The sequence below is a fragment of the Nostoc sp. ATCC 53789 genome, assembly GCF_009873495.1.
Lineage (GTDB): Bacteria > Cyanobacteriota > Cyanobacteriia > Cyanobacteriales > Nostocaceae > Nostoc > Nostoc muscorum_A.
In genome coordinates this window covers 5,523,132-5,540,758 of record NZ_CP046703.1, presented here as the reverse complement: position 1 = coordinate 5,540,758, position 17,627 = coordinate 5,523,132, and the positions used below count along the sequence as shown (strand labels likewise).

Annotated in this window: 13 protein-coding genes; 2 read left to right on the top strand and 11 right to left on the bottom strand. The window is 38.9% G+C overall.

Annotation, left to right across the window (positions count from 1 at the left end):
- Positions 1-137: 137 nt before the first annotated feature.
- From GJB62_RS22985 to GJB62_RS22935, 11 genes are all read right to left on the bottom strand, one after another.
- Positions 138-1,370, bottom strand: a complete 1,233-nt coding sequence (locus tag GJB62_RS22985; RefSeq protein WP_114081644.1) for a DegT/DnrJ/EryC1/StrS family aminotransferase — start codon at positions 1,368-1,370, stop codon at positions 138-140.
- Positions 1,371-1,478: 108 nt separating this feature from the next.
- On the bottom strand, positions 1,479-2,429 hold the full coding sequence (locus tag GJB62_RS22980; protein ID WP_114081645.1) for an aldo/keto reductase: 951 nt from the start codon (positions 2,427-2,429) through the stop codon (positions 1,479-1,481).
- Positions 2,426-3,223: a TauD/TfdA family dioxygenase gene (locus GJB62_RS22975; protein ID WP_114081646.1), complete on the bottom strand. Its 798-nt coding sequence runs from the start codon at positions 3,221-3,223 to the stop codon at positions 2,426-2,428. The genes GJB62_RS22980 and GJB62_RS22975 overlap by 4 nt, the downstream gene beginning before the upstream one ends.
- A 30-nt stretch (positions 3,224-3,253) precedes the next feature.
- On the bottom strand, positions 3,254-3,901 hold the full coding sequence (locus GJB62_RS22970) for an acetyltransferase (protein ID WP_114081647.1): 648 nt from the start codon (positions 3,899-3,901) through the stop codon (positions 3,254-3,256).
- Positions 3,902-3,972: 71 nt separating this feature from the next.
- Positions 3,973-5,268: an ABC transporter ATP-binding protein gene (locus GJB62_RS22965; protein WP_114081648.1), complete on the bottom strand. Its 1,296-nt coding sequence runs from the start codon at positions 5,266-5,268 to the stop codon at positions 3,973-3,975.
- Positions 5,269-5,321: 53 nt separating this feature from the next.
- Entirely contained in the window at positions 5,322-5,954 is a 633-nt protein-coding gene (locus GJB62_RS22960) for a DUF1566 domain-containing protein (RefSeq protein WP_114081649.1), read from the bottom strand.
- Between the two features lie 154 nt (positions 5,955-6,108).
- Entirely contained in the window at positions 6,109-7,119 is a 1,011-nt protein-coding gene (locus GJB62_RS22955; protein ID WP_114081650.1) for a hypothetical protein, read from the bottom strand.
- Between the two features lie 133 nt (positions 7,120-7,252).
- Entirely contained in the window at positions 7,253-9,481 is a 2,229-nt protein-coding gene (locus GJB62_RS22950; protein WP_114081651.1) for a N,N-dimethylformamidase beta subunit family domain-containing protein, read from the bottom strand.
- A gap of 124 nt (positions 9,482-9,605) precedes the next feature.
- Entirely contained in the window at positions 9,606-10,451 is an 846-nt protein-coding gene (locus GJB62_RS22945; protein WP_114081652.1) for an ABC transporter permease, read from the bottom strand.
- 49 nt (positions 10,452-10,500) lie between these two features.
- The gene (locus GJB62_RS22940) at positions 10,501-10,923 is read right to left on the bottom strand and encodes a hypothetical protein (RefSeq protein WP_114081653.1); all 423 of its coding nucleotides are present in this window, start codon (positions 10,921-10,923) and stop codon (positions 10,501-10,503) included.
- A gap of 342 nt (positions 10,924-11,265) precedes the next feature.
- On the bottom strand, positions 11,266-12,624 hold the full coding sequence (locus tag GJB62_RS22935) for a glycosyltransferase family 4 protein (protein WP_114081654.1): 1,359 nt from the start codon (positions 12,622-12,624) through the stop codon (positions 11,266-11,268).
- A 978-nt stretch (positions 12,625-13,602) separates the two neighbouring features.
- Here GJB62_RS22935 and GJB62_RS22930 point away from each other — a divergent pair.
- Positions 13,603-13,743 carry a hypothetical protein gene (locus GJB62_RS22930; protein WP_159402553.1) on the top strand — a complete coding sequence of 47 codons (141 nt, stop codon included), beginning with the start codon at positions 13,603-13,605 and terminating at the stop codon, positions 13,741-13,743.
- Positions 13,744-14,127: 384 nt separating this feature from the next.
- Positions 14,128-16,305 (top strand): polysaccharide biosynthesis tyrosine autokinase, encoded by a 2,178-nt coding sequence (locus tag GJB62_RS22925; protein ID WP_245245987.1) that lies wholly within the window; start codon positions 14,128-14,130, stop codon positions 16,303-16,305.
- The last annotated feature ends 1,322 nt before the right edge of the window (positions 16,306-17,627 follow it).

Below are 17,627 nucleotides of genomic sequence, written 5' to 3'. Positions count from 1 at the left end.
CCCTCAGACTGAAAGTCTGGGGCCATACAAACTAAGTCAGCTGTCACGGACTGAATTATCCTAAATTGCCGAGACCGGCTTCGTTTGTTTAATCGCAATTTCTCATTGTCTGATTTTTCCTAAGTGGAATATATTTGTCATCGACGTGTCCGTATCAATTCCTCAGATGCATCAACTAGTCTTTCCTTGACTTCACGACTATGCTGAACTACCAACCGAATAATCTGACAGATTTTATTGATTTCCTCTGTACCAACCGCCGTACCTGTAGGCAGAACCAGTACTCGTTTGCCCAAACTTTCAGTCTCCGGTAGCAGCAGTCCTGCATGAGGAAAGTAGGAGCGATAGGGTTCCATACGATGACATCCAGGATAAAAGTAGCGTCGAGCTAATATATTTTCAGCCCAGAATATTTTTACCAATTCATCTCGGCTGATGTGAGTAATTTCCTGGTCAATTTCCAGCACAATATACTGATAATTGGATTTTTCAGCCTCATCGTAGGTTAATAATTTAACACCTGGGATATTCCTTACTTCGTGTTGATATTGTTTGTAATTTTGATAGTTGACAGCCACGAATTCGTCTAAACTTTCCAAACCTGTTAGCCCCATTGCAGCACAAATTTCGCTCATTTTGCCATTGGTGCCGATATAACTGACATTCTCAAATCCAGAAAAACCAAAGTTTTTCATCAGACGAATTTTGCCAGCGAGTTCATCATTATTGGTAGCGACGGCTCCACCCTCAAAGGTATTGAAAAATTTAGTTGCATGAAAGCTGAACACCTCTGCATCGCCAAAGTTACCTATCATTTGTCCGTTGTAGGAACAGCCAAAAGAATGGGCTGCATCAAACATCAGCTTGAGGTTATGCTTGTGAGCTATTTCTGTTAAGGCTTCTACATTACAAGGTTGTCCCCACAGATGAACGCCAATGATTCCGGTCGTGCGGGGTGTAATCATTGCCTCAACCCGCCACGGATTGATAGTGTAAGTGTGAGGATCAATATCACAGAAGACTGGAGTTATCTCTTGCCACTGTAATGCGTGAGCAGTAGCAATGAAGGTGAATGAAGGAATAATAACCTCTCCCGTGAGTCCTGCTGCTCTAATAGCAATTTCTAAAGCAACAGTTCCATTACACATAGGAATGCAATGCTTGACCCCAATCATGTCAGCAATGCGCTGTTCAAACTCCTGAACGTAGCTACCGTTATTAGTCAACCATCTTCTATCTAGTAGGTCGTTAATTCGTTGGAACAGGCGATCGCGGTTCCCAATGTTAGGGCGACCCACATGTAGCTTTTCATTAAAGGCAGGAGCCGCACCGAATATTGCTAAGTGTTCCAATCGAGTTTTGTTACTCATTTGCTGTAAATAACCTTTTAGTTTATGTCTGTTTACTAGGTGAGATAGAGAACCAATAGAGTTCTCGAACAATTGCTATGAATGATTTTTATGAACCAAACCTAAAAGCTAAAATTTCCAGTGTGCTGGTACATCACTAACAGCTTGTTTTATTTTTTCAACGACTTCGGGGTCGAGTGCGCCAAATTCTACAGCTTGCAAGTTAGCTTTCACTTGTTGAGGATTTCTCATTCCTGGGATAACGACTCCAACACCTGAATGATATAAGACATAGCGCAACGCTGAAACTGTAATTCCTCCTGGCAATTCATCTAGAAAAGCTAATTTTCTGGCACTTTCCAGTAACCAATTTTTATCTATTTCGGGCAAATAATGCCGCCAATCATTCTCAGCAAATTCTGGAGCTTTATACAAATATTTTTGATTAATAAAACCGGAAGCTAAAGGCACTCTAGCTATAAATTGATATTTATCATCTAAATTATTAAATAAATATTCTTCGGCACGGCGATCCAATACATTAAATATGGCCTCAATCTTACTTCCAAATTTATCTTCTGCTACTTTTAATGCGCCTTTAATACTTTTTGAACTCACACCATATTCCTTAATATATCCTTTCTGTTTAAGGCGTTCTAGAATGAATTTATCGTAATTTTTCCAATCAAAATTATCTGGCGGACTATGAAATAGTAAAACATCAATGCAATCAAGTTTTAAACGTTCAAGGCTGTTAGTTACAGCTTTTTCCAGCCATTCCGAAGAAAAATCCTGAAAAGAGTTACCTTGATTATCTTTTCGATTGCCAAACTTCGTACAAACAATAAAATTCCCACTCGGATAGCTTTGAAAAGCTTTACCTAAAATTTCTTCCGATCTACCCTCTCCATAAGAATCAGCTGTATCAAAGAATTGGATACCGCCATCAAGAGCAAGATGAACTGCCTGAATAGCTTCTTTATCGTCAATATACCCCCATCCTTTATGCTGACCAGCAATAAGGGTTTCGCCGCCAAATTGCCAAGTACCAAAACCTAATTTAGCAGTTGCTGTTTTCATGCTGGGCAAAAAAGTTCTAAATTCTTGTGTTTTCTTGAATGCAAAATTACAGAACCTTTAAGGAGAATTCTGTCTCCTTTATTAGGAGTAAAAAACGCATTTCTACCGTGCAAAACTCTTTCGTCATGGAAGAATACAGCATCTCCTTTTGTTAATATGATATTCGTGTAAATTCCGCTATGATGAACGCGATCTTCAAGGAAGTGCTGAAATCTTTCAACTAAATCTTTAGCTTCTGGAGTGTTATCTTTATCTAAGGGGTAATAATTATAATTTAAGCGAAGCCCTAATTCGTCTTCTGTAATAATAGGCTTAGTTTTGCTGACACCTTCTTTTGAAAAAGATACAGGAATTTTTTTTAGGTCTTCTAGTAACTGATGCTCATTGTCTAGCTCCAAAACTTTAATGAGCAATTCGCTATCTAAGAAAAAAGTAGCACCTCCCACTTGCGCCTGAGATAAGCAATAAAAATAATTCACCGCATCATGATGATTAAGATAAGAATTATCCGTATGAAGAGGCTGCCTAGTTTTACTTGAGCGGTACTTATTTGGACGTGCGGGATCGTAGCTAATATCTATCCAACGTTGACCCGTTCGTTTACCTGTGTCTTTATCTTCATCCATACTAATCACTAGTCCTAAAAAATCACTTAGTTCCGTGAAATAGTCGTGAATATCTATTTGAAAATCAAACCCGACAAAATGAACTATTTTATATTTATCGAGTGCTTCTTGGATAGCTTTTTTAGTTTCTTCAGGAGAAGTGTATTGTATTTTTTTATAAAATTCCATAATCAGCCTCACCAAATAAATCAATCTTCCTTATAAGTCAATTTTTCTGATTACTCTAGCCGGAACACCATATACTAAGACACCATCAGGAATATCATTGACGACAACCGCGCCAGCCCCGATTAAGGCACCTGCACCTATCCGCACGCGGTCTATGACCGTCGCTCCAATTCCTACACAGGCTGCACGCCCCACAGTTACTCGTCCAGCTAAGTGAACACCTGGGCAAATATGCGCTCCATCTTCTATCACGCACTCGTGATCAACACTCGCAGAAGTGTTGATAATGACATTTTGACCAATCTTTGATCCGGGATTAACAACCGCTCCAGCTGCAATTACGGTTCCCGCCCCTATAGACACGTCAGCAGCAATTACTGCATTTGGGTGGATAGCAGTTGCTAAAGAAAAACCTTTTCTATAAATTAATTCAGATAACTTTAATCGCGCCTGACAATCTCCGAATCCAAAAATTATATACTTAATACCTTTATCTTTACAATAATCTAACTGTTCTTGTCCTCCCAGAATTTTAGCTCCGCAGAAGTTTTCACCATAACGTTGTGGATTCATATTATCAAGGAAACCAACAATTTCATAGATTCCTTGTAAGCGGATTATGTCTGCGACCACTAAAGCGTGCCCTGAAGCACCCCAGAACAGTAACTTTGATATCATAAAAATTTACTAAAAATCTTCGTTGAATTATCTATGTCTTAATTCATCTTCAACATTTTTTAGTCAAAAATTTAGCAGGACTTAGATGCGAATATTTCAACAGGAGCAAACCTCCATTTCAAGTTAGGGCGAACTATTCCTTGCCATTTGCCATACCATTTGAATTCTCTCTCAATATCATGTACAGTAAAACTCAGTAAATTTTCACATGTATAAAGGATAGTTGAAGTATCTTGAACGACCATCATTGTAATTTGATAACTTCCATCATTAAAAAAATCTTCAGGAATGTAACAAACTCCTCTGATTAGACCTGAAGTACAAGGAATCGATCTTGAGATTGAATTAAAAACACAAACTCCCTCCAGCGTGTAGATGTGTAAGCTCAAATTTAAATGAGCACCATCGAGGTAATTCCAATACTCAAATTCAATCCTGAGAGGGGTTTTAACTGTAATCTCATCTACTGAATCATCAGTATCTGGAATTACCTTGATTTGATGTATTCGAATTTTATCGTTTCCGGGAGCAGTTTCAATATCATCCCACATTCTTTCAAGAAATTTAGAGTCATTGTCAGACTCCAAATAACGAGATACGACCTGATGAGTTTCTCCATGAGTTACTAAACATCCTGACTTGAGCAGGATGGCTTGATCGCATAGACTTTTTAATGCTGCCATGTTGTGGCTAACAAACAAGACGGTACGCCCTTCTTTTTCAGAAACATCATTCATTTTTCCCAAGCACTTCTTTTGAAATTGGGCATCTCCTACCGCCAAAACTTCATCCACAATCAAAATCTCTGGCTCTAAATGCGCCGCTACGGCAAATGCCAAACGCACATACATCCCTGATGAATAGCGTTTAACAGGTGTATCTAAAAACTTCTCCACTTCAGCAAAAGCGACAATCTCATCAAACTTTCTTTTAATCTCTGTTTTGCTCATCCCCAGAATGGCACCGTTGAGATAAATGTTTTCTCGACCTGTCAATTCTGGGTGAAAACCTGTGCCCACTTCTAAAAGACTTGCGACTCTACCCTTGAGAGAAATACAGCCGCTGCTTGGTTCAGTAATGCGGCTCAAAATTTTGAGTAAAGTTGATTTTCCTGCACCGTTGCGACCAATAATTCCAATGCTCTCGCCCTGTTTAATTTCAAATGACACATCCTTCAATGCCCAAAACTCTTCACGGGCTGGATTATATATTTCTTTGCCAGAAGACTTCACCAATTTTTTACCCAGTGAACTGACTCTATCACTGATGGATTCTCGCAAAGATTTATATCTGCTACTTCCTTCTTGTTGATGACTCAACACGTATTTTTTACTGAGGTTTTCAACCCTAATTACTGTATCAGACATTATTAAATTACTCTCAGTAGATCGAAAACTTTTCTCTTAAAACACCCAAGTTGCTATGGTGTACCACGGACAGGCCAACCGTAGACGAGGCTCGGCTTACTGGTGTTGATAACGCCGCCGAAGTTTAGGAAGATTGCCCAGGCAGAATTACCAGCCTCCTGGTAAGGGCCCGTAGTACTAGACCAGTAGTTGAACTGGATACCAGTAGCCCACTGCGTCCCCTGGGCAAAGCAGCCTGAACCCTCTTGGTCTACCAATGTCGGATTAGTACAGTTTAGATTTGAAGGAGGTAATAGCGCCGTAACCTCGTCTTTGGTCGGCAAACGCCAATCGCCAGGAGAAGAGTTATCCGACAGATTGCAGTCGCCGCTTTTAATCTCAGCTGCTTTGTAATTGGCTGTTGCCCAATCTGTTGCTTCAAGACAATCTGCCTTCTTGAGCCATATAAGTCGAGTCACAGTATCAGTCACCGTGCCATTACCACAGTCTACATAGCGATCGCTGTTATTGAAGCAGGGGCCGGAGGCTTTGACCACAGTTCCCACGGGATGTTGGGTATTGATGTAGTTTCTATGTTTCCTGGCTTGTACCGACACAGGAAGAGTAAAGGTAAAAGCCAGAAAAAATATGAATACAGCCCCGTATAGTATTTTGATAGCAAAACCAGGTAAACGAATGTGGAGCATATTTTTCAACTTCCAAACATCTAAGCGTGCAAATCTCTGCCGCTTGCTTCGTGAATCGGTTCTCAGAGATTAAGAATAAAATACTATAAACTACTTTGACAGCAATCTTTTTGTCATACTTGTATATGATAATCACTGAGATAACAAGGCCTTCTTAGGCTCGCACAAATAGAATTTTATCGACCGCAAATTTTCTCACCAGAGTCATAGCTCCGGTTTTCATATCCACGGTGAACAGGGAATTTGTTCCCTCATATTTGGGGTCAGCAAGTGCAAATAGTTGACCTGAAGAAGAAAAGGCTAAACTTGCTAAGTCATTTTCCAAAGGTTTGTTCTTGAAGCTTAATTCCACCAGTCTGATAATCTTTCCTCTACCACTAACTACTGCCCTGTTCTCTAGGTCTAGTTGCACTAAACTTAGACCACTACCTTCACCGCCGACACTAGTAGCGTAAATTTTTCCATCTAATGGAGATTGAGCAAGATTACTGAGCCTCTGCTTGGGGGAAATATATGGTAGACCTGTTGCAACACTAGAATCTACTTGTCCTGAGTTTTGGTCAATAAATGCCAACTCAAAAGGAGGGCTACCTTCTGCAAGACTAATTACACCAAGTAGTACCTGCTTACCTTTTATAGTGGTTGATAATAACCCTTCAACAGTACTATACTTCTTATCCTTGTTTTTTTTGATTTTCAAGCCTTTTGGAGGCTTAATTCCACTCTTTTTAGGAGGTGTAATAGATATCAGGCGACTGAAATCGCCTTTCTTAGTGGCTGCAACAGCGGCAATAACAAATGTGTTATCAGGTAAGACAGTAAAAGCAGTTATCCGCTCGCTGGGCTTTTTAACAACCAAGGCTTTTGCAACACTCTCAGTGGTTTCTAGGGAGTTAGTAACGCTGTCGGCGGCGATTTCGGCAGTTAATAACACCTGACCAGTGGTAAAGTTTATAGACTGAAAGATAATTCCTGGTATGGCGTTAGCAGCAGCAGTGTCAACTAAGTCTTGTGTTTTACTTTTGCTAGCTGAAGAAAGGCTCACTCCATAAAGCTGCTCCGACTGTTGGGCAAACACCTTAGATGTAAATTTAGCACTTGCTGCGGTGACAGCGCTGACGATAGCCAACTGCCCAAATCTTCGTCGTCTGATTCTCAAATTCATAACCTACTACCTAAGCAACTGGGATTAGTATTTGCTCAATTATGAAAGATAACTGTGGTGCATCCATTTATGTGGTACAGACAGTACTCCAGCAAGGGTAGAGCATAATATTTGTGAATTTTGTTACGGTTTTTCAAGGCACAATTATGCCGGAACCGGGAGTCAAAGGTCTAGCTCCCATGTCTGCTAAGATATTGACAACCATTTGCTTGATGCGAGTATCTTCGCGAGGTCCGCTAACGCCCTCGCTGTCTAACCCCCACATAAACTGAATAGAGCCAGTCGAAAAGACCTTAGCACCACTAGCAGAAGTGAAGCTAACTGCTTGGGAAATCCGTGGGTCTGTTCCAGCAGGAAAACCCTCTAGTTCAGCTTGATCAAAGTTTTGCGACTGTACTGACTCACTCAGAACGACCAACCCACTTGGAGATGCGTTGAGATTGATTGCATCCCATTCAAAGCCCACCAAACCACTTAATTTATCCCCATCATTCAGGTTTGTGTTGGCATAGTAGGGATGAGTACTGTTTTTAACCACAAAATCGAACCCATCAAAAAAGAAATTCTGCCACCTACCTCCAATGTACATATTGCCTTTCAACGCACTCTCTGGCTTGTTGTTTTCTGGACTGCGGAATTTGTTGGTTGGCGCAACAGGATCTGTGGCATCTTTGTAGCAAGCCATAGCCCTGTTAGCTACCCCCGTACTAGAGTTTTCAAACCGAACTCGCCAGTAGACACTGTTCGCTGAGAAAAAAGCCTTGTTGATGCTGTTGCTCTGGACACTATTGAACTCCTCTAGCGACCAGTACTCATCGTGACCGACTGACAGAAATATGTTGTGCTGTTGCAGCAAACTTGAGTTGGCGTGGACATCCACGTTAGTTACGTAGGAGATGTCATAGCTTTGGGACTCCAGCCACCGCACCATATTGTACTCCCAAGACAAGATAATGTTGTTGTAAGGGTTACTACCACTTAACGTGCTATGTTGTGCGAATGGTCGATCGTAAGAAAGCTTAAACGCTCTTTGACCTCCGATACTCTGTTCTGGGTATAGAGAGTAACCGCCACTGAGATTATAAGCCTGCAAAGTATTGAAGCTGCTCTGGAATAATATGTCAGACCTTTCACTGTCATGACGAACAACAAACACTACCTGGGACTTACTCCCACTTCTCTGGTCAGTTAGCTTGGCAATATACAAACCACTAGTCCAGTCATTGCCAACTTGTAGCGTGTAGGAAGTTGACCAGTTTTCACATGACACTGTGCGGGTAGAACTGTCGAAATTACATGCGGGCTGGGTAATTCCGTTAAGCTGACCGCTACTCAGTACTAGCCGGCCGCCTTGTCCTCCGTAGTAACCTAAGCGATACACATCAATCGTGTAATTTCCGGCCTGTGCTAGAGAAACTTTGATTGGCAACGAGCCACCCTTGTTTACACTAGTTGCTGTCGCATAGCCAGCAATATCCGATTGACCTACTTGGGGAATCTGCCAATCTGTAGTGCCAGGTTTTTGGTTTTCTAAATAAATCGCATTAGTGTTTGCTGGGTTAGCACTGGCACTGAAGGTCACGCTGCCTATGTCAGAAGCTGTTGCACTCACAGTGTTTGTTATGCCAGCTGTTGTCCCTAGAGTTAACACTGTGCTGGCTTGACCATCGTTACCAGTTACCGCACTAGCGGATGAAACTGAACCTCCACCACTGGTGATAGCAAAGTTGACTGTCACTCCTGACTGAGGATTCCCACTACTATCTGTAGCTTTCACAACGAACGAGTTGGCTAAGGCAGAACCTGCCGTACCAGTTTGATTATCGCCGCTTACTTTAGTCAGACTGTTGCCAACCACAAATACTATGTCGCGGAAATAGTTACTGTTCTGATAGGAATTAGTTGGGAAAGAATTTAGACTACCAAAGACTGAATTGTTGCCATCAGCAACTGAACTGAGATCGCCATTCACAACTGGGCTGGCTAATGCGTTATTAGTTACACCAAAATAGCTATTGCAACTGACAGTCACTATATAGGTGGTATTGGCTAAGATACTGACTGGCGTGCTGAGATCCTGCTGCTGCCAACCCGAAGCAGTTTCATTCGAGAAAGTAACACTTCCTAGTATAGATCCTGTTGCCGACCAGATTCTCCCTATATGATTCCCAGTCTCATTGACCGCTTTCCAATGGCGGATTGCGGTAACTTGACCACTCTTGGCACTTTGGAACTTCATTCCAAGTTCATAGGATACACCATCACTCCATTCAAACCCAGGTACTTGAGTGGTAAATAAAGTTTGCGAGGTGTTCAGAGATTGGGCTAAAAGTATTTTATCGAAATCGTTTTGCTGAGTCATTGCTGTTCAGAAATTTAATTTTCTTAACACGTTAGTTAATATAAAAAAGTTGAAGTAAAAACTCTTTGAGTTGGTAGTAGACTAACTGATCGATGTGGTTATCATCAAATCTTTCAAATCCCTCCTAAATCACATCAGCAAATGTCCGTTCCATTTTGCGGAAGTACCAAATGCCACTTACCAGTAACAAAGCAACTAGTCCTAGAGATAGCGTGAATCCAGTCCAGTAAAGTTTGGACTCTCCCCCTAAAATTGCCCAGCGAAAGCCATCAATTACGCCTACCATTGGGTTCAAATAGTAGAGCAAACGCCATTGCTCTGGTACAATGCTGCTACTAAAACCGACGGGTGATACATATAGGCCAAACTGCACAATAAACGGCACAATGTACCGGAAGTCTCGATATTCCACATTCAAAGCTGCCAACCACAGCCCTACTCCTAGTGAAGCAGCAAAGGCAATGCCAATAAATAACGGTAATGATAATATCCGCCAAGTGGGAACAAAATTATACCAGGCCATAAGCCCTAAGAGAATCATTGCAGAAACAAGAAAGTCCACAAAGCTGACAATCACTGAGCTAGCAGGTACAATCAAGCGCGGAAAATAGACCTTAGAAATCAAATTGGCATTACTAATTAGGCTGTTGCTACACTCACTTAGAGCATTGGAAAAAAATTGCCAGGGTAATAAGGCAGCAAATACCAGTATTGGATACGGTGCTGCCCCCTCTGAAGGTAATTTTGCCAAACTTCCGAAGATAACGCTGAACACGATCATCGTCAAAAATGGTCGAATGAGTGCCCAGAGCATACCAATCACTGTTTGCTTATACCGCACCAGAATGTCACGCCAAGCAAGAAAATAGAATAATTCTCTATAGCGCCATATATCTTTCCAATACTGCTGTTCTGTACGTCCAGCTTCAATCACTAACTCCTGTTGGGAGACAATTTTTGGACTATTCATAGTTCTTGATTGAAGATTAATATTTTTAACTAAATGACACTAATAATTCTTAACTTACAAACTGGAAACCTCTAAGACCTTGATAACCAAATTGCCTGGCGCTTTTACGAGTAAACTCACCAACGGAAGGGTTCCCTAGAGAATCAATTACTCCTGTGACTTGCCGCCATAGTTCTTGTGGTGCTACCAAAATTTCATAATTACTATCATCACACTTACGAATGTGATACCAAGTTGTTTGCTGACATCCTTCACACCAAAAAGCTTCTAACCATTCCCCTTCTATAGGAACTGTGGTTTGGTTCGCTACTAACATCAAAGCATTCCGCCTGCTCATACCTCGTTGCTGTAATTGACCTGCTTGGTCAGCAAACATTTTATATTTTTGACTGACGCTATCTATATAGCAACTATGAATCGGGCAGTAAATTGCTCTTCGCTTGGAACGTTTGCGATTTCGGTCACACCTCATCTGTAATTTCACCTCCTGTTATAGATAAAAACCATGAGCAAGGAAGGCTATGTTGGAGGGACTGAGATCAATAAGACCATCAAAGCCCTACTCCTAAAAAATACTGTAAAAATATTCAATTATAAGTGATAATTTTGTTTTTATCTTACCTTGTTTTTTAATTAATTTACTTCCTTTTGAATTGAAAAAAATGATTTTGCAAATAGTTAGCTTTTGACTAAATCAAAAGATTCTAATGCTCTATTTTTCTCCTAATAGTCTTATACCATGCAACCAAAAATTTGTAGATCAAATTGTTTAAGGTTTATCAAAATCATAGAAATTTAATAAACCTAAATATGCTTACTTTACATCGCTTCGAGACATGGTGATTATTTCATCAAATACTGCCTGCTGTAAAACATGCAAGTATTGTTTAGAGATCACTTTAGGCGTGAAGTGCGATCGCAAATACTGACGACCTGCTTTGCCCATCTGCTCTCCTATTTGGGGATCTCGATTCAGAAAGCGAATAAATTGCGCTAGACCTTGACCATCTCCATTGTCAAATGTGCTACCACAACTAGCATCAGCTACGAGTTGTCTCAGATATGAAGTCTGGGAGCAAATTACTGCTATTGGTCGCCCAGAGGCTAAAGCTGAGTAAAGTTTGCTGGGAACAACTAAACCCTCTGTAGTTGCATCTACACTCACTATTGATAGATCGCAAGCCGTTAAGGAATAAGGTAACACCTGCTTATCTTGATAAGGTAGAAATGTAAAATTGGTCAGCCCTAACCGATCCACCTCCATCATTAATTCTTCGCGTTTGGCACCACCACCAATGCAGACAAACTGAATTGGCTCATCTTGCAATTGCTTTGCAGCTTCCAACATGGTGTCAATATCATGGCAACGACCCATATTGCCAGAATAGAGGACGGTAAATTTGTTAACTAGGTTATACTTCCAGGCAAACCAGTTTTCTTTCTTAGCAATCGGCACGATCGCTTCTGGGTTAGCCCAACTGTGAATTACAGAAATTTTATCAGCTACTTGGGGACAATGTGCCACTACCTGTTGTTTCATTGCTGGGCTAAGTACTATGATCCCCTTGGCTTTTAACCAAACTTGTTTGTTGATTGCACGCCACAATTTCACCAGCCAGTTACTCTTTGAAATTACACCTAGTGCGATCGCAATATCAGGGTACAAATCATACAACACGCATACATAGGGCAACTTGAATAATATATAAGCTAGATATCCGATCACTGGCAAAAATGGGGGCGCTGTAGTTAGCAACAATACATTGTTGCGACGCGAACCTCTCAGCAAATAGAGCGTCGCCCGCAAGGTGTACAGCACACCATTAATCGCTTTGCCACGAATTCTTCCCGGCCAGAGTTGAGCAGTACGCGATCGCTGAATTCGGATTTGGTCAGCCCATTCAACTGCTGGGGCCGTATCAGAACGAAATGCATATCCTGGCTGACTTGTAAAAATTTCAATATCCACTCCTTGCTGCCCTAACTGTTTCACCAATTCTTCAATCAGCTGCCCTGTAGCGGCATAATCCGGAGGGAAAAATTGGGTAACTACAGATAACTTAATTGATTGTTGAGCTTTTACAGAAGGCTTGTTTCTTGTATTTTTTTTTGCATCTAAAGGAGTAGAAATGGATTTCAAAAAATTTTGATTAATCCATTGATTAAGTCTCATAGTCTATAGCCTCGTCTGAAATAGAAAAAACTGTTATCCAAAACCTGTATAAACTCGAAATAATCTAGAAAACACATCTAGACTATATTGTAAGAATTTACAAATCTGGCTTAATATTCACTAAGAAAGCTTGAATTAACAAACTACAATTTTCGTAAAGTTAAGTCATTGATATAAGGTACTATCAAGACCAATTTTGTTTCGGTATGTTAGCCACAGCTTGGCAACACCCTAACTAAACTGAAAACCTTGTAATCTTGTTTAGTTCACGCTCCCAAGTAGAGTCTAGTTAGTCACACCACAATAGCTTAAGAGACCTCTGAACCTTGCAAATTTAGGCATGGTCTTATAACTCTATTAAGGCTAACTACTAGAACACTCTTTCTAGTTTATATACACACTTCTCTAACAGATACGAGAACACAAAAATGATGAAAATACTTCTAGCCGAGAACAAATTATTTTAGAGAGAAGGTAATATTCTTATGTGGTAAAGCAAGTCCTTGACAGGTTGAGCAGGTACTTACTTAAACTTCTAAAAAGAGATTTAATAGTTGGTGGCAGTCTCTATTGTTTGATTAATATTCAATCAACTGAGATATCTGGAGTTATAATTACTATTCACAATTTGATTCTAGAATGTTTTGTTTTGAGCAGTGTTTAGTTTTTGTTTGAGTTTCTCTAGTTACATATAACTTTATAATCAAAGCATTTAGGCTTTATTACTTTTTATATGCAACACTGAGAACTTCACAATATCATGTTTCCATATCGAATCATTTACTTCATTAAAAATTTATATTTTTAAAGTATATCTAATCTAAAACTTTATAAAATAATAGTTTTATGGGCTACGGGGACTCCTGTTTGATTGTTGAACAGGATTTAGATAATATACTGAGAAAATAAAAGTATAATAAAAATATATACTAACCTTGTATTAAAATGTACTTAATATTTATTCAATAAAATGCAAGTATGCAAATAAAAAGATCGTCCGAGGAATTAATTATTCAGTGGATTTACTTAGGATTTAATAGAAGTCAGCATTTACAAGCTGCCACAGCCGCAATAGAGGGAGGTATGGCGAAAACTCCACTTGATGCCAAGCATCGATAATTTATATCCCTTAATTATTAACTTAAGCACTTAAGTATTGCCTGTGTTTCCACTGAATCCAAAAATAAATCGTTTTTATGAGAGAATAATTTTGGATATCATTACCAAAATTCACGTTTATTAAGTAGAAAATTTAAATTTTTGTACTCTCTTATACTTAAATTAAATTGCTTGTATTATTTCATACTATTTAACGAGCCTAACTAGCAGCTTGCGTTATTTGTGTAATGGATTAAAGAATAAAGACTTGTAATTTCATCATAAGTTTATTAAGTAAATATCAAATATAGTATAGATTGTTGGTCGTATCAAAATTTATCTTACAGAAGCTTATAAAACTCTTTCTACTAAATTCTGTATAACTTATTACCAAATATTAAGAATATGATAGAGAATTATCCTTCCCAACCTTCCAGTTCTGATAGTAGTAATAATTCTGTGCCTCCATCTCTTCAAAATCAACAAAATCAACTTGTTCCGTGGGTTGAAGAGGAAGAAGAATGGAGTGTGCAAAAATTTCTGGGTGTTTTACGGCGAAGAGCGCTAGTTATGACAGGTGTAACTATTACTGTTATGACAATTGCAGTTATTAGCTTAGTGCTAAAGCAGAAGCCCCCAGAATATGAAGGCAATTTTCAACTGTTAGTAGAACCTGTGAATGATGACTCCACAGATGTGGATGTTGTCAAAAACTCTAACTCACAGATGTCTAGTCTAGATTATGAAAGCCAAATTCAGGTTCTTAAGAGTCCTGAACTGATGAGAGATACTCTTAAACGGCTACAAGCTTCTTATCCAGAATTAAGCTATTATTCTCTGATCGATTCTCTAAAAATTACTCGATTAGGTGAAACCAAGATTATATTAGTTAGCTATCACAGTAAAAATCAAGATCAAACTCAAGCCGTACTACAGAGGCTCGCTAAAGATTACTTAGACTACAGCAAAATCAGGAGGCAAACCAAATTACGTCAAGGGCTTCAGTTTGTTGAATACCAATTACCTTTAACACAAAATCGGGTAGATCAACTCCAAAAAGAGTTGCAATTTTTTAGACAAAATTACAATTTTGACAATCCAGAATCCCAAGCAGAGCAAATCTCATCACAAACCGTTGAATTATCTCAAAAAAGACAAGAAATTGATCTACAGTTAGCTCAAACTCGTGCTAATTTAACGAGTCTAAAAGAAAAAAATGGCGCAACAGCAATACTGAATAATGCTCCTTTATATCAGCAGTTAATTACTCAAATACGTCTATTTGATATTCAGATTGCAACTGAATCAACTCGTTTACAAGACAAAAACCCAACCATTCAAACATTGAAAGAGAAACGAGCTAGTCTTTTACCTTTGCTACGTCAACAGGCACAGCAATTATTGGGTGTAAAATTTGCAGAAGTAGAGATGCAACTTCAGAAATTAGAAGTGCAAAGTCAAGAACTTACCAAAATAGAACAGAAACTTGCACAACGACGCAACCAACTGCCAATTCTAACAAGACAGTACACTGAATTACAGCGTAAATTGCAATTTGCAAATGAGAGTTTGAATCGGTTTTTATCAACCCGCGAGAATCTCCAAATTCAAATATCCCAAACAGAGCTGGGCTGGCAATTACTTCAAGTACCAACTACACCGGACATTCCTATTTCTTCTTCTGATACCCTACGCAGTTTCGTATTAGTATTAGTTGCAAGTATCATCTCAGGAGTTGGTATTGTCTTACTAATGGAAAAGCTAGATAATGCCTACCATACTGTCGATGATCTGAAAAGAAAAGTTAAGCAGCCATTGTTAGGAAATATTCCTTTTGAACAGCAAATTCAAACTAAGCAAAACCGCACTTATCAGCAAAGTTTTTCCTTGTTAAGGATACCAAATTTTCTTTCTAAGAAGATTGCTAAACTGACTGTTTTACCAGAGGAAGAACAGGGTGAGTATTCTTCCAACTTTTCGGAAGCTTTAAGGGTAGTTTATACAAATATTAAACTACTCAGTTCCGATAGCCCGTTTCGTTCCATAGTTATTAGTTCAGCTATGCCTGGTGATGGCAAGTCTACCATAGCCCTTCATCTAGCTCAGATAGCTACAGCAATGGGGCAACGAGTCTTACTTGTAGACGCTGATCTTCGTAAACCCACAATTCACAATCTCTCACATTTAAATAATCTCTGGGGATTAAGCAATTTAATCTCTACAAACTTGCCAGTGGGAGAAGTAATTCGACAACTACCTTCTATGAGCAAACTATCTGTAATCACAGCTGGACCAGTACCATCCGATCCCGCAAAGTTGCTCTCATCTTCAAAGATGAAGCAATTAATGACAGATTTTCAGAAGAATTTTGACTTAGTGATTTATGATGCACCTCCCCTAGTGGGATTAGCTGATGCTAGCCTGATAGCACCCCACACTGATGGACTATTGATAGTAGTTCGAATTCACAAAACAAATTCTTCAATACTAAAAATAGCTTTAGATAACCTGAAAATTTATCGGTTGAATATATTAGGCATAGTTTGTAACGGTCAGAAAACTAATTTCAATGGTTTGTATTAAAAGGGAATATACTTGATACTCGCCACATTACATTTATAGAAGCCTATGACCTTGTAATTATTGACTCTGCTTCATAGATTCAATTTCCAGGATTGTGAGGTGAAAAATAATTAATTAACAATCCAATCTTGAAAGGATACTATTGGGATCAGCAAATAAGATAAGGGCAACAAACGATTCAGGCGTTGCTGAATCATGGGATGATTTAGCCAAATTTTTTTGGAACGAGTTATCAATGCTTTCACCCGCCAATTCATCCCGTATTTATACAACCCCCAATTTTAGATTCTGCTTTCCCAATCTGTTCAGAATGCTTTCATCACATGAAAATAGTTTTATATTGATTTTCCAGACTCAGAATGCTCTACTGTGTCCAATCTTTGTTTTGATGCTCCTGGGCAATCTCACGAAATTCACTAGCTAACTGCTCTAATGTAATTGCTATGTGGATGCCTAGGTCAGGAGGGTAACTTCGTAACTTTTATTGGTAAATTCCTTTTTATAAATCACTTTATATACGTTCGCTCTCGCCTAAACCTCCAGTTACAAAAAAACTTGTACCAAATTGGCGTGACACATAGAACTAAAATTTGGTATAGATTTTATAGTTCAATATAGTAATAACAATAGTTACATTTAGTTAAATACAACGTAATTATTACTAACTTTAATTTTTAGGTTACACAAATTCTAACACCGCTCAATTACCAATGTGATGTTATTAGGGTAAATTTTAGATATGATTTTCACTCTTTGTATAAAGATAGCAACGCCACTAATGTACAAAACAATCAATCAATAAATTACAAGTAAGGTGTAGTCTTATATACAATAAGATGTTAGTTTATATATCCGGTTTTTCAGGACATAACTTGTCTAAATTTATCAAGGGAAATTATAACAATTAAACAATTGCTGAAGATAACTCAAGCATAAATACAAACTAGTGCAAAGATAGTAGTTGCACCATCCAACCAAATTCCGTACTTAGAGGATGTTTGAAAAGTTTGCGGTTTAGTAGACCTCTTGCAGAATAATTTTATGGTAAGGTAGAGAGTTTTGACATAAATTTGCCAAAACTTTTGTGCAAGAGGTCTACTCAAAAAAGCTCTTAGGATATAAGCTGTAAACAAGTAAATATAGCAACTATTGAGAGCTATGAGTAAAGCATATTCCAGTAACCTGGGCAAAGACCAGCAAAAATGTGCATGGGCATTTTTTTGATTATTAGCTATGTCCATTTCTAGACAAGCCAACTCTAATATAGATGTAAAAATCAGAAATCAGGAAATTAGGAATTGATTTAAAAATTAAATTTTTGT

Excerpts from the sequence above, each read along its gene's own strand:
- GJB62_RS22945 (WP_114081652.1), bottom strand. The coding sequence starts at position 10,451 with ATGAATAGTCCAAAAATTGTCTCCCAACAGGAGTTAGTGATTGAAGCT.
- GJB62_RS22950 (WP_114081651.1), bottom strand. The coding sequence starts at position 9,481 with ATGACTCAGCAAAACGATTTCGATAAAATACTTTTAGCCCAATCTCTG.
- GJB62_RS22925 (WP_245245987.1), top strand. The coding sequence starts at position 14,128 with ATGATAGAGAATTATCCTTCCCAACCTTCCAGTTCTGATAGTAGTAAT.
- GJB62_RS22980 (WP_114081645.1), bottom strand. The coding sequence starts at position 2,429 with ATGAAAACAGCAACTGCTAAATTAGGTTTTGGTACTTGGCAATTTGGC.
- GJB62_RS22930 (WP_159402553.1), top strand. The coding sequence starts at position 13,603 with ATGCAAATAAAAAGATCGTCCGAGGAATTAATTATTCAGTGGATTTAC.
- GJB62_RS22985 (WP_114081644.1), bottom strand. The coding sequence starts at position 1,370 with ATGAGTAACAAAACTCGATTGGAACACTTAGCAATATTCGGTGCGGCT.
- GJB62_RS22940 (WP_114081653.1), bottom strand. The coding sequence starts at position 10,923 with ATGAGGTGTGACCGAAATCGCAAACGTTCCAAGCGAAGAGCAATTTAC.
- GJB62_RS22960 (WP_114081649.1), bottom strand. The coding sequence starts at position 5,954 with ATGCTCCACATTCGTTTACCTGGTTTTGCTATCAAAATACTATACGGG.
- GJB62_RS22955 (WP_114081650.1), bottom strand. The coding sequence starts at position 7,119 with ATGAATTTGAGAATCAGACGACGAAGATTTGGGCAGTTGGCTATCGTC.
- GJB62_RS22975 (WP_114081646.1), bottom strand. The coding sequence starts at position 3,223 with ATGGAATTTTATAAAAAAATACAATACACTTCTCCTGAAGAAACTAAA.
- GJB62_RS22970 (WP_114081647.1), bottom strand. The coding sequence starts at position 3,901 with ATGATATCAAAGTTACTGTTCTGGGGTGCTTCAGGGCACGCTTTAGTG.
- GJB62_RS22935 (WP_114081654.1), bottom strand. The coding sequence starts at position 12,624 with ATGAGACTTAATCAATGGATTAATCAAAATTTTTTGAAATCCATTTCT.
- GJB62_RS22965 (WP_114081648.1), bottom strand. The coding sequence starts at position 5,268 with ATGTCTGATACAGTAATTAGGGTTGAAAACCTCAGTAAAAAATACGTG.